11 protein-coding genes are annotated in these 13,859 nt (G+C 41.7%); 3 read left to right on the forward strand and 8 right to left on the reverse strand.

From position 1 onward, the window contains the following. Nucleotides 1-47 precede the first annotated feature (47 nt). Together AB4160_RS03985 and AB4160_RS03990 are read right to left on the reverse strand one after the other, a co-directional pair. Complete coding sequence (locus tag AB4160_RS03985; RefSeq protein WP_372003746.1) at nucleotides 48-617, reverse strand: DUF6998 domain-containing protein; 570 nt, start codon at nucleotides 615-617, stop codon at nucleotides 48-50. A 134-nt stretch (nucleotides 618-751) separates the two neighbouring features. Next, entirely contained in the window at nucleotides 752-1,483 is a 732-nt protein-coding gene (locus AB4160_RS03990; RefSeq protein WP_372003667.1) for an NYN domain-containing protein, read from the reverse strand. Nucleotides 1,484-1,835: 352 nt separating this feature from the next. On the opposite strand from AB4160_RS03990, the gene AB4160_RS03995 reads away from it, so the two are divergent. Next, entirely contained in the window at nucleotides 1,836-2,843 is a 1,008-nt protein-coding gene (locus AB4160_RS03995; RefSeq protein WP_372003668.1) for a helix-turn-helix domain-containing protein, read from the forward strand. Between the two features lie 267 nt (nucleotides 2,844-3,110). Here the strand turns inward: AB4160_RS03995 and AB4160_RS04000 are convergent, their stop codons facing one another. Then, complete coding sequence (locus tag AB4160_RS04000) at nucleotides 3,111-3,308, reverse strand: hypothetical protein (protein ID WP_372003669.1); 198 nt, start codon at nucleotides 3,306-3,308, stop codon at nucleotides 3,111-3,113. Nucleotides 3,309-3,473: 165 nt separating this feature from the next. Between AB4160_RS04000 and AB4160_RS04005 the strand changes: the two genes are divergently transcribed. Both AB4160_RS04005 and AB4160_RS04010 read left to right on the forward strand, forming a co-directional pair. Then, complete coding sequence (locus AB4160_RS04005; RefSeq protein ID WP_372003670.1) at nucleotides 3,474-4,145, forward strand: hypothetical protein; 672 nt, start codon at nucleotides 3,474-3,476, stop codon at nucleotides 4,143-4,145. A gap of 14 nt (nucleotides 4,146-4,159) precedes the next feature. Beyond that, a complete protein-coding gene (locus AB4160_RS04010) occupies nucleotides 4,160-5,842 on the forward strand; it encodes a hypothetical protein (RefSeq protein ID WP_372003671.1) in 1,683 nt (560 codons plus the stop codon). A gap of 397 nt (nucleotides 5,843-6,239) precedes the next feature. On the opposite strand, the gene AB4160_RS04015 is transcribed toward AB4160_RS04010, so the two are convergent. From AB4160_RS04015 to dnaB, 5 genes are all read right to left on the reverse strand, one after another. After that, nucleotides 6,240-8,504, reverse strand: a complete 2,265-nt coding sequence (locus AB4160_RS04015; RefSeq protein ID WP_372003672.1) for an ankyrin repeat domain-containing protein — start codon at nucleotides 8,502-8,504, stop codon at nucleotides 6,240-6,242. An 85-nt stretch (nucleotides 8,505-8,589) separates the two neighbouring features. Continuing rightward, nucleotides 8,590-8,733: a hypothetical protein gene (locus tag AB4160_RS04020; protein WP_351124943.1), complete on the reverse strand. Its 144-nt coding sequence runs from the start codon at nucleotides 8,731-8,733 to the stop codon at nucleotides 8,590-8,592. A gap of 947 nt (nucleotides 8,734-9,680) precedes the next feature. Then, nucleotides 9,681-11,066: a hypothetical protein gene (locus AB4160_RS04025; protein WP_372003674.1), complete on the reverse strand. Its 1,386-nt coding sequence runs from the start codon at nucleotides 11,064-11,066 to the stop codon at nucleotides 9,681-9,683. A gap of 69 nt (nucleotides 11,067-11,135) precedes the next feature. After that, nucleotides 11,136-12,227 (reverse strand): alanine racemase, encoded by a 1,092-nt coding sequence (alr, locus tag AB4160_RS04030; RefSeq protein WP_102440117.1) that lies wholly within the window; start codon nucleotides 12,225-12,227, stop codon nucleotides 11,136-11,138. 127 nt (nucleotides 12,228-12,354) lie between these two features. Next, on the reverse strand, nucleotides 12,355-13,764 hold the full coding sequence (dnaB, locus tag AB4160_RS04035; RefSeq protein WP_076539121.1) for a replicative DNA helicase: 1,410 nt from the start codon (nucleotides 13,762-13,764) through the stop codon (nucleotides 12,355-12,357). Nucleotides 13,765-13,859 lie beyond the last annotated feature (95 nt).

The raw sequence follows: 13,859 nt of genomic DNA on the forward strand, positions 1-13,859 counted from the left end.
TGGGTTGACCAGTACAGCTTAACTACCTAAATTAAATAAGATAAATTTCAATTCAAATCAACTCTTGTAGCTTTTATCAACAAACTTCCCAACTGCCTAGTATTGTGTGGATTACCGTTACCATTCAAAACAGGTACGCCTAATTCCTTAGCAATAGCTCTTAGATGAGGTTTTGAAGGTGATACTAAAACGCCATTCAACCAAACTTCTATCGTGCCATTTTCCAACTCGATAAGCTCATACTCACGCCATTTACTTTCTGACACTTTAGACAATTCTCTTTCTATTGGCTTCTGTGTCAAAAGTTTACTCATAGAGATAGAACTCTTTTTTGCATCGTTCGTATTCATCATAGCTTCGGCATCATTTACGGCACCGTCGAACAGTGTCTCGATTTGCATTTCTTCTGTATTGACTCTTAAGATAATGACTCTATCGACTAAATTTAAAGTATTCACATTAAAGGAAATGTGTCCACTTGATACCATACGTGCAGTTGTTTTTACTGAAATCCGTTCGCCATTACTTCCCACGACATCATAACCTGCTTGATTAACTTCAGTAGCCATCTGCCCCCCAGTAATTAGGGCAACATACAGTTCACCAATTCGACCAATTAAGTGCCGTAATTCAGTAGGAGGAACGTCCCAGTTAAGCTCTCTCTAGCCAGGTCATTGCCTCACCTAAAGATTGAATCACTTGCATCTGAGTTAATGCCATAGTAATGACCTAGTAGTTATTTCATTGAGTATCATGATGATAATCTCTTTGTTTGCAGCTTTGCTCTTTTAATATCTCTTATCCATATCACAGATCCATGAGTCACCTTCGATTCAAATAAATCAATCGCGGCAAACAGCTCACTGAGTTTCTTATATCCGTAATTACGTTGGTCAAAAGAAGTTTGATTAGAAATGTGTTTACCTACAGGACCAAGCATTGCCCATCCATCATCTTCCTCTACAGCTTCAATAGCCTGCCTTAGAAGATTAATAAGCTTAGTATCACTTTTGATATTTTTAACTGGCTTAGGTAAGTCTTCATCCTCTTGCACATATCCATCTAGATACAAAAAACGGGAACAACTATTTACGAAAGCGCTAGGTGCTTTTCGCTCACCAAACCCAATCAAAAACTTTCCATCAGCAAGAGCCCTAGTTACTAAAGGGGTGAAATCACAATCAGATGACACCAAACATATGATATCGACGTCTTTAGTGTATAAGACATCCATGGCATCTATGACCAATGCTATGTCAGTGGCATTTTTACCTTTAGTAAGATCAAATTGCTGAATCGGCTGTATGGCATACTCATGTAATACATCTTCCCATGACTTGATGTTTGGACTCTTCCAGTTCCCGTAAGCCTTACGGATATTGACTACACCATACTTCGCCAGCTCAGACAAAATCACATCAATTTTGGCAGCTGGGGCATTATCAGCATCGATAAAAAGAGCTATTTTTTCTTTATCCTTCATTCGCATTCCTTGCTTTACAACTTGAGTGCTACTCATGTCATCAACAATATCACACTACTAAATATGTCAGCACTCAATTTAAGTGAGGTAGATCAATACCATAAAAATTACTTTTTCGTTAAATTGAAATTAAGTAATTTCCCCCTAGAGATATAGCAAGACTTAGATCGTGTAAAGCTATGTAGATAATAGGCACTCCTATTATGTAGTTCATCGCTGCGATTGAGAGCGAACTTTGATAACCCTAGCAAGCCCACCCCCAATAGGCTTCTGCAAAATAATGGTTAATGTCGTGCTCCGTGTCGTGGTCAAGACGAACTGTCTTAATTAAACTGGCTTCAATACATCACCAATGGAATTTGAAATGAGCCTAAATGTGAATTTAAGTCCTACCGTAATAAAAGGTTTACGTGAAAAACGTCGAATGAGTCAAGAAGGTCTTGCTGAACAAACTGGTTTGTCGAGTAGACAGATACAGCGCATCGAAGAAGCTAATAATACAATGGAAACTAAACTAAAAAATGCTGAAAAGATAGCTGCTGTACTTTGCGTACCATTGGACAGTCTATTACAGACTCCCGACTCTGAGCGTATTGGTTGGCTTGTGATTCAGGATGGTAGAGTTACTGGAGTAAGGCATGAGATTGCCTCATTGTTAACTGAAATTAAACACTCTGCAATGCCGTTTGATAGCCAACCACGTGAGTCAACAACGTTACATGTACAGAGTAAGGACTTACCTTGGGCTGTAACCATAGAGCACCATTTCCAAGGTGGCAATGAAATGACCTGGGAGTTTCGACCTGTTCATTATGATGAGAGTATGGGGCTACTCTGGGATGAAACAGATGCTATAGATGACATGTTCTGGGCAATTGATGTCGAACAATTGATCTACGAAACGGCCTATGACGTGACAATCAACGCCAAGCCCATAGTCCCAGATGGTGTTGAGCCACAATACCGAGTGGAATTTTTCCACTATGCAGAAGGGGAGCAGAGGATATGCGAAGGATATCAGTTGATAGCAGATGACTCGGATTTAGCTATATCTCTCGGAGAATGGCTATCCCAACGCAAAGCCAAAGTGAATGCCTCATTATCTTCCACTTTACTGGGCGCATTAAAAATTGACTCCGAACTAATGGATAATGTCAGCCTTGTTATTTCTAGGATCTGGCAGGATTGTAATGGAGAGTTACACCTTGCTCCATGGACTTATAAGCACCGAGAATCCCTCGCGACTTCGATCAATAAGCGACACGCTGGCAAGCAAGGCCCTGTACACGTTACCTATTCAAACCCTATGAGCTATAACAGAACTGTTACGCCGATGACTCCGGCACAGATTTTTGCTTGATAAAACAAGTTGATATCAAAAGAAAAATTGTTATAAGTGACGTTCCTTCACTTTTATTAGGGACACTAAAAGAGGATAAATAAATGAATACACTCAAAAACGCACCTAGCAAAACAGGCAACCCTTCTGGACCCGCTAGAGGAAACAATCCCGCGAGGCCTCCTAAAAAATAGTTGTGAGGCGATGTAAATAAGGACAAGAACACTTCTTTAGGGCGTGTTCTTGTCCGTGTTTATAGTTTTTTATGCCTCAAGACAATAGCTAAACCTAGTGTTCCACTACAAACATTAGGTTAATTACTGTTACCGCTAAGTTGGCTTTAGCTAGCATACAGCCACTATAGTCACAACTCGTTCTGAACATTTCTGAGCTAGCCATTTCCTCCCTTTGGCAGCGAATTAATTCGGTCTGGTATTCTGGAGTCTTAACTGAATAAGCCATCATTAACTCTAATGTTATAGCCATGTTCGACTACTTACTGCACTCAAAAACATGCCTATCACTTTCTCTGAATTGCCAATGAAAATCGTACTGTTGCGTAAGATGATTCATATTACCTAGAGAATATCCTTTATATGTATTACCTTATGAATTACTTTATTATTTTTAACCATAGAAAAAGGATTAATTATGGGAATTTGGGCAAAAATCATTGGTGGTGCCGTAGTAGGGGTGGGGGCTGTTGCCGCGGCCCCCTTTACTGGTGGAGGCTCTGTGGTTGGCGCATTAACACTCGCCGCTTCTTTGTCTGGTGCGGGTGCTGTTGCTGCTGGCGCAGGTGTTGCTGGTGCAGCTGCAGGCATTGCGATAGATAAATACAGTGCGAGTGAAGACAAAGAAAAACTAGATAAAGTTCAACGTGAGGCAAAACGTGAAGGTGAGCAGATCGCGACCCGACGTTATACCATCGAGCTTGATAAAATGAAGGCTGAGTTAGAGAGCATTTTGAAGGACGTAGAGAGCCGCGAGCAATTCCTTGTTACAGCTCTTGCGGTTGGCATTTGTGCCGCCAATGCAGATCATGAAATCTGTGATGCAGAAAAAGAAGATATTGAGGTTTTAGTTGCTGGTCTAGGTAGAGAAAAGGTTCTGTCTGAGATGACTCAAAAACGAATCAAGTCATGGTACGAAACTCCTCCAAACTTAATTACCGTGTGGAATCTAATCGAAGAGAACGACTTTAACACCAGTGAATATTTAAAGATTTTTGGAAACATCGTGATGATGGTGGTATTGGCTGACGACGAAATCAACGAGCATGAAGAAGAGTTTATTGTTGCTTGGGAAAGTTTAGCGGCATAACTAAGTGAGTTCACATGGATGATTTACATAAACTAAAAGCAAGACAGGATAGGTTACGCAGGTTGCAAGAGCGATCTCATTTAAAAAGTGTGCCAAACAGCATTGAGGGCAACAGGCACCTGACTGGTGAAGTTAATACTGATTTTCACGCCTACGCCGATGTGACTCAAGAACTATCTAAACGTATATTAAGTTTTGATGCCAGTGCTACCAGCGAAGAAATGAATACGCTTCTTGATGAAATAACAAAAGAGATAGATGGTGATCCAAAAGGGCACATCTTAGAGCCTGTATTCTTGAGCTTAATCGACGGCACAATGAGAGCTTTCAAGATAGGCACTAAGCAAGGAATAACAGCAACAAGGCTTTACAGCGAGTGTAAATCATTCAGTTACGATACCCCCTCCAAGAGCAGCTTTACACTCGATAGTTATACAGAAAACATTACAGAGCGCCAGAATATTGCCGAGTACGACGCGACATCTTCCTATGGCAATGGAGAGCTTACTCGCGGTGACTCTCAAATAAACATGCGCGACGGCAAAAAAATGAACGATGCTAAAGATGGGCATTTTGACGGAAATTCAACTGCGCAAGACAGTTATGGTGGCGAACCAATTTATAGCTATAAAAAACATGCGAAAAGCGAGGGTCAGAGTAATCAAAGCGCAGAAACTGATCATGCCGTACCGTGTAACGAGGTTTGCAATAAGCTTAAAGCAAATAAAGGACTGACAGATAATGACATTAAAGAAATTGTTAATGTTGAGGAAAATTTAGTTGTCACTAGCCGAGAAAACAATAGAGGTGCTAAAGTCGGTAAGTTTGCCAAATCTCAACCTCAATTAGAGCAAGAAATTAAGCAAGGTTACGCTGAGGACAAAAATGGCAAAAGGACAGAGCTAACCCCAGAGCAAATTGAAGTCAGAAAGAACATGGTTAACAAGCAGAACACTGCTCAAAAAGCCATGGATTCAGAAACAAATAAGAAGGTTGCTGACAACCTGGTTAACAACAAAAATGTACAAAAGAAGCTATCAAAGGATGCTGTTGAAGCAGCAGGTCACCAGTCCATTGGTGATGCTATCCTGTTTATTATCAAGCCCATTTATTTTGAGCTTCAAGACTGCCTCATAAAAGGGATAGAGGACGGCGTTAACGCATCCTCATTCAAAGAAGCCCTAACCATTAGAGTTAACCGGATTAAAAGTTTCGCAGTTTCTCAGATTGGTAATGAATTGAAAGGTGGAGTATTTTCATTCATGAAGAGCTTTGTATCCATGTTACTTGAGGGGATTGTAAATTGCTTTGTGGGCGTGTTTAAAGCAATAGCCAGAACCATTAAAGAGGGGATCAAGATACTCATGCAAGCAATCCCAATATTGCGTGACAAAAACGCCTCGAGCGCCCAAAAGGGTGACGCTATACTAAAAGTTGCAGCTGGTTCTTTAAGTATCTTTGCCAGTATTGGAATTGAGGCGTGGTTAGATTCATTGGGCTTGGTTGAACCATGGTCAATTCTTATCTCATCTGTACTAACTGCCGTACTTACAGCTTTAGTTATGCACCTTCTAGATAAAATGGATCTATTTGGGCTGAAAAAAGAGGCAAGGTTGAACCGAATAGATGAAATTTTGGCACTTAAAGTTGAAGATACAAAAGACGAAATGCTTCAAATGGTGACTGTTCTCGCCTAGCAAGCTGGTACCTAGCTAATCTAATAGCAATATCTTTCTGTATGGATTGCAGAGTGTCATTGGCACTCTGTTCTCTTCGGTAGATTCAATCACGTAGAGCTATGGAAGTTGCCTTTTTTTTTCAGAGCAGATCTCCCTCACAGCCTTAGGTATCATAAATACATGAGAAAAATTTAGTTAAACTAGCAATAGGTTAAACGAGATGTTCATTTGCCTAAACTCATAATGGGGCAGAATGTATGGTACGCTAATACCATGATAATTGTCGTTACCATTAAGTTGACTTTAATCTCTTCCTTTTGGCAAAAAACTAAGAGGAGGTAGTCACTTCAAGCACTTAACACCTCACAATACGGCAATTAGGTGACCGCGAAAACTGTTAGACCGATGTGCATTATCACGCTAAATTAAATCTAGCTACCAACATTTTACCCACTTTCAACGAGCGCCAGTTTCTTATCAATCTATCGATAGTTACTCGCTGGCGAGTTCGAGAGTCTACGCAAGTAGACCCAAAATCAACCTGGTGATGCTTTGAGTCCAACATGCCCTCTATTAGTTCAGCTTCATCTAACTCTACAGCTAGCATCAAAGGTGTATAGCCAAGCATTGCGGTATCATGCTTAGCATTAGGATTCGCGCCATACTCAATCAAGAGCTTAGCAATTTCTCTAAAACCTTCCGCCGTTGAATATTTAGCAATGTTTCTCTTTCCATATTCTTTACATTCCTCAATAATTTCACAAAACATGGGATCATTCTCTTGTTCTAACATCACCCGTTTTAAGTGCTGAAGATCATGGGGAAGCAATCCTGCACCATAAGCTCTGGCAGATTGCAGGCTCATCTCGGAATACTTCATGCTCTCACTTTGAGAAGTCTTCAATTGAGACCTGGTATGATGGGAAATAAGCCCAATTGCCGTATAAAGCGGTGTCTCCCCAATGATATCGTGCCTTCTATCTACAGAGGCTCCCATCTGAAGTATTTTCTTCACAATGTCTGGCCGCCCGGTCTGAACAGCACACCCAAGAGGGGACAATTTTCTCTTGTCTGTCAGCGCATCCAACACGCTTTTCCTGTGAGGATATTGGCTCAATAAATAGAATGCCTCATTACACATTGAGTTCAATGGCGTCAAATTGACCTGCATCTCTTGTATTGCCATCAAAATAGCAGACTCATTGCTCGAAGAAAGCTTATTAACATCCGCTCCAGCATCCATCAAGGCTGATACCAACTCAATATCACCCAGCATAGCAAAGTAAACAAGCTGGGGCATTTTCTTGATAAGTCCGCCATTCATACCCACAGATAGCATCTTATTCGGCTTGTTAATATCTAGTTTATTACTCGTTTCATCTATCATCCAAACGCCACAATTGTGGTGTTGATTCTCAGGATAATCTGCCCCAGTAAAAAAAGATTCCTTAGTAAAATATGCATCAAAATACTTGCTAAATGCAGAGATCTCCCAGTTGTCAATATCTTGGGGCTTAGTCTTAAATGTATCATTACTTAGGTCTGGTGGCATAAAGTCGATTTTCATCACCACGGCCATTCGTCGCAGTCGGTTGATAAAACTTTTGTCAGGTTTGGGAGCTCGACACGCCGCTACAATTGCCTCGACAATTATTTTCTCAGCGTTCTCGCCCTGCCTGTATATGACCTGTTCAAACGCAAGCTTGTAGTCTTCAATGGCCTCAGTTAACTTTCCTGAATGCAGGTTATAACGAGCTTTCATCCAATGGTAGTAGTAGGTAGTCTCATTATTAACATCAAGATCTAGTTGCTGTTTCCTAAGTTCTTGTAGCAACGACAAACATTGATCCTGAGCACCTGCAGTTTTTAGAACTCTTAGACGAAGTAACCCAAACAACTTCAGGGCTATTGGCATGGTTGGCTGATATTTAGCAGTTCCCTGATGAATGATCTTTAATAGGCTTTCGACTAATACAACCAAACATTCTTTAGGCGACTGTTCTCTGAGCATAGCCAGATCGGTGTATCCACCACGGTAGAAAAAGTAGTCCCACAGTCTCGCGGTAATCAAGCGAGCCTTGAACGTTCCCCAGCTATTGCCACTTTCCCATTGCTTCCCCAAAGAGGCAATGCTGGTAAGCTCAGGTAATTCTGAACCTGGTCCTAAAGACCAGATGCGTAATCGCTCTTTTTGATATTCAGAGCTATTGATAATAAATTGTTGCCACTCAGTTGAGCCGTTCAATTTTTCTAGGACAATGGACATCAGTGCTTTATCACTACGAGCGACATCTCGAGGTGATAGCCTCATGCCATCCAGAACATCCGTACATATTTCAGCTATAGCGAACGTCATAAAGAATCGGTCTAAAAACTGCCTGGATATTTCTATATTGACGCCATCCAGTGGTACGTTTTTTATCAATTTCAGATAACTATCCGTAATGCATTCGAATTGCTCTAAAACATGATCAGCAAAGTAAATGTTTACATACTTACTCAGCGGATCATGAATTAGCGCTTTCTTTAATGATTCGAGGTGATACGGGTTAATTTCAGCGTTCTTACACGCATCATCGATTTTCTTCCCAGCCAGGTTCTTCGTTCCTAAACCTTTGGAAAACTCCCTAAGCAGGTATTGAACTGAGTAATAAGGTGTGTCGCTTGTTTTACTAGTCATACTGAACGTTCAATGTCCTTTGTTGTTGCAATATTTTGGCGTAGGCGTAATAGATAAGGTGGACTGTTTGCCCACCTTCTGTACTCTATTTACTATTTTTAGCAGCTGCTGCCTGTGCTCTTGCCGTGAAACTACCTTTAGCCACTTGCCCGCCATTTGCTTTAGCTTGTCCGCTTTGAATGCGTGCTGCTGCCGATGGTGTCATTGGTGCTGATTTAGATTTAGACATGTTCATTTCTCCTTGTTGTTTGAACACACATAAACTATCAAGGAAGCAAAGCTCACGCAGCTTGGTAAGTGGAGAGTTTTTTTCTTATTAGAATTACTCTTTGCTATCAGCTTGTTGCGTGCTTACGATGTTTGTAGTGCTAACTTAAAAGGTAACAGAATCAGACTTTTCCCATTAGCACAGGTATAGAAAGCCAGGCGTTCAATATTCGCTCGACTCCTGGTTCTAACTCAACTAGAGGCATAAACGAGATCAAAAGATCTAACTTAGAGATTTCAATCAGGCGCCGGATAGATACCACGTTAATAACGATTACCATAAAATTACATGGTTATTTCTTCTGCCTGATAAGATAATTTTGATCAAGTGTAAGTTTAGAGCACACTCCAAAATCACACTTCAAAACCTGAATAAAGTGGCTATCCCCACCTCTGTTATGACTTAAAAACACCTTGTAACGTTGCCTTCTAAAGATAAACTTTACAGGTGCTTTTATGAGTTAATAGCTAGCATATTTTAAACTAATAAGAAGATGAAAACGGCTAACAGAAATTTATACAGAATGAACAAAGCACCAATATTTTAGGACATAAATCAGCCCTTTCACTTTATTGTTAAAGCATCATTAGCTACTATAAAAGGCATCGTAATTAAGTTTGCGATATAGACTTTATTCACCTCTCCGCGGGGGGACTAAATAGGGGAACGGGGAAAATCGAAACTGATAAAGGTGTTTAAAAACAAGCGGTTCTAATTACACTTTGGTCCAATCAAGCATTGGAGCGATTGAAATTGAGCGGTTGAGTGTTGTTAGAGCCAAAATGGTACCTTATCGAAGAAAATCAACGATTAATAAAATATGATGCTTACTAAAAAACGAACTAGTGATTATATCATTAACAAACGGCTAATTAATATCAGCAGCCACTAATTTCATCACCAAGAAACTAAAATGCTTGATTAACCATAACCCAAAACTGACTTTCATCACCGCCAGTAACAAAGTCGGTTCTTATCACTATACCTTCAACTTCAAAACGTATGCCTGCGCCGTAGTTAGTTTTCATATCATCATGCAGTTCAGTTAAAGTAAATTCATCAGCCACATTGCCAGCTTCGGCAAATAATACCCACTGCCACCAAGGAATGTTATATAGATTAAACACCGGCAGTGATTGTAGTGGCTGCCATTGAGGTGTGACTCGATACTCTAGGGCATAATTGACTGCGTTGCGGCCAGTAAACTGCTTTGAAGAGTAACCGCGCAAACGATCAAAGCCACCTAATGACACCCCAGCAAAACTAGGAGGCTGCTGAAATTGCTGTTGTTTATAATCTTGCTCCCAACTTGGGGTATCCGCTAAGTAGAAATTAATCCCGAGCACTTGTTGCTCAAACCAACTGTTACTCCCAAAAGAAATAAATGCGCTTTGTTCAAATTCCCACATCAACCAGCTTGGATCATCATCGACACTAAAGCCTTTGGTGATGGTTAGATTTGTTTGACCACCCTCGGTGCTATTTAGTTTGGCATCGCGGTTATCCCAATTAAAAGCAAGCTCAACACCACGGGCTTCGTCGGCTAAATAGGCTAATGCTTCAAGCTCTCGATACTTGCTAAACGGGGTTAAGCTGATAGAGCTAACACCTGACTCTAATGGGTTCCAGCTAATTGGTGTGGTGTTTTTCCCAAGCGCGTTTGCAGCGCCATGCTTACCTCTGGCGATGGGTAATACATATTCCATGGTCAGTTTGTTAAAGCCTTCATCCCCGACACTAATGACTCGACTGATGTCATTGGCTTTTGGCTCGTATAGGTCACTATTGGGCAAGTAATATATCCCTTGCTCGTAATGACCACGAAACAATTCGGCACTAAATAACCATTGATCAAGCTCTGGCAATTGATAATGATAAAAACCTGCATAACTTAGCCAACTGTCATTGGCAGAGTATAAGCCAATGCCTAATGCTACGGCTTGCGGTTGACCGGCATGCTTAAGGACACCTGCTGCGCCGAATGTGGTGCTCAAGGTCTCAGTTGAAAAGACAATTGGCACAGCGACAAATTCTGGAGACAGTGCTTTTTCAGAGGGCGTTACCGCAGACGGCTTTTCAGCAGTATTTTGTTGCTGTGACTGTGGGTTTATCTCAGAAATAAGCTCAGTCTCTACAACCACTTCTGTATCAGGGCGATGACTCGTTGTGGTTTTACTGGCAGTCACATACTCTGGATCATTTGAAATTACGGAGTGAATAGCTTCAGACTGGGCGACACTGTCGATACTAAAAAACACGCAATAAATCATAACGACTGATTTATACAACTGCACTTAACACTTCCTATCTATGACTAATTTAAGATTCAAGCTCTAGGCTATAAACCATTAATTAAATTGAGATTAATCTTGTAAATCAACCACGACTCTTGGGGTGAGTTTAGTTACTAACTCATAAGCAATGGTGCCAATGTGCTCTGCCACTTCTTCTACAGCGAGCCCTTTACCCCACAGCTGCACTGAATCCCCGACCTTATCAGTTGCATCAAGCCCCAAATCAACGGTCAGCATGTCCATAGAGACTCGACCAACAATGGGCACTCTGCGGCCATTAAGCAACACGGGGGTACCTTCAGGGGCATTGCGCGGATAACCATCGCCATAACCTATGGCAACCACGCCTAGACGAGTATCTTGTTTTGCAGTCCAATAAGCGCCATAGCCAACACTTTGTCCGGCTTTATGCTCACGTACCGCAATAAGGTTTGACACTAACTCCATTGCGGGAACTAGCCCATGATGAACACCTTTATCACCCAGTACAGGCGATACCCCATAGAGTGCGATACCTGGTCTTATCCAGTCACACTGGCTTTGAGGCCAAAATAACGTAGCGGCAGAATTAGCTAACGTTCGATCGCCAGGTAAATCGTTAATCAACTGCTGAAAAGCATCAATTTGCACTTGGGTTAAGGGGTTATCAGGCTCATCGGCACAAGCAAAATGGGTCATTAAATGAATAGGTTTGGCAACTTGTGGGCAAGCCATTAAGCGTTGATAAACAGCCTTGAATTGTTCAATACCAAAGCCTAAACGATGCATGCCTGTATCAATTTTAAGCCAGACGGTAATGGGCGCAGTAAGTGTCGATTGCTCTAACATCACCAATTGCGACTCATGATGCACCACGGTATCAATTTTATGCTCAACTAATGTGGGTAAGTCAGATTGACGAAAACAACCTTCAAGCAACAGTAGCTTAGCGTTAACACCGCCTTGGCGTAATTCAAGCGCCTCTTCAAGTCGCGCCAGTCCAAATCCATCGGCGCAGTCAATACAGTCAGCGACAGACTCGGCCACGTTGAGCAAGCCATGCCCATAACCATTGGCTTTAACCACAGCCATGACTTTACTGTTGGGCGCAATTTCACGCAGCCTTGCAAGGTTAGCTTGCAAAGCTTTACGACTAATTTCAGCACGGGGAAATGGTTTCAAATAACTAACCTTACTGATTGCTTCATTCAAATAATTGAGCAACACAAGACTAAAAAATGAGCCTCTGCGTTAAAACAGAGGCTTTTCGGTACGACTAACGCAAAGACTAAATACCTATCTGATGAGATTAATCTTCATCAAAGACTTGTGCGCCAGAATAATTATCAAAACGCGAGAACTGGCCTTGGAACGCCAGCGGCACGCGGCCAATCGGGCCGTTACGTTGTTTACCAATAATGATTTCAGCGACACCTTTTTGCTCTGAATCATCGTTATACACTTCATCACGATAAATAAACATGATCAAATCCGCATCTTGCTCAATTGAACCTGATTCACGTAAGTCAGAGTTAACTGGGCGCTTATCAGCACGTTGCTCCAACGAGCGGTTAAGCTGTGATAACGCAATGACCGGGATCTCTAGTTCTTTGGCTAAGGATTTAAGTGAGCGCGAGATTTCTGCAATTTCTAAGGTACGGTTATCTTTTAATGAAGGCACCTGCATTAACTGCAAGTAATCAATCATGATCATTGATAAACCGCCATACTCACGCGCAATACGACGGGCACGACTTCGCACTTCTGTCGGCGTTAAGCCTGAACCGTCATCGATATACATTTTGCCTTGCTCAAGCATAATCCCCATGGTTGAAGAAACACGCGCCCAATCTTCATCATCTAACTGACCGGTACGAATTTTAGTTTGATCAACCCGGCCAAGTGATGCCAGCATACGCATCATAATTTGTTCTGATGGCATCTCTAAACTGAAAATAAGCACAGGTTTATCTTCATTCATGGCTGCTTGTTCACACAAGTTCATCGCAAAGGTGGTTTTACCCATTGAAGGACGTGCCGCCACAATAACAAGGTCACCCGATTGGAAGCCGGCGGTCATTTTATCAAGATCGGTAAAACCACTTGATACACCGGTCACACCGTTATGGGGGTTATTGTATAACTGCTCAATTTTGTCGACGGTTTTTTCAAGGATCGATTTAATCCCTTCAGGGCCTTCGTTGGCATTAGCACGCGACTCAGCAATTTTAAAAACTTTAGTTTCCGCTAAATCCAGTAAATCACTGGAGTTACGACCCTCAGGGTTATAGCCTGCATCAGCAATTTCATGGGCAACACCAATCATGTCACGTACAACAGCTCGTTCACGTACAATATCGGCATAAGATAAAATATTACCCGCACTCGGGGTGTTTTTGGCAATTTCACCTAAGTAAGCAAAGCCGCCAGCGTCTTCAAGTTGATCTTCAACTTCCAGGCGCTCTGATACGGTGATCAAATCAATCGGGTGACTGCTTTCAACCAAACGGCTCATCGCAGCGTAAATCATCCGATGGGAGCGAGAATAAAAATCTTCGGGCACAAGCGCTTCAGCCACTCTATCCCAGGCCTCAGCATCAAGCATCAACCCACCAAGAACCGATTGCTCAGCTTCAATTGAATGCGGCGGTAATTTCAGCGCATCAACTTGAGCATCTTTGAACCTTTCTCTGGCTTTAAAAGGACCTTTCTGTGACATTAAAACTCCCAATTCCCAACCTGTTTGTAAATATGGTATAACACCGAGGTCATGCAAACATGTAGTACAATGATATCGCGTAACATTTATCCCAA

The organism is Shewanella sp. 10N.286.51.B8, from assembly GCF_041469325.1.
Lineage (GTDB): Bacteria > Pseudomonadota > Gammaproteobacteria > Enterobacterales > Shewanellaceae > Shewanella.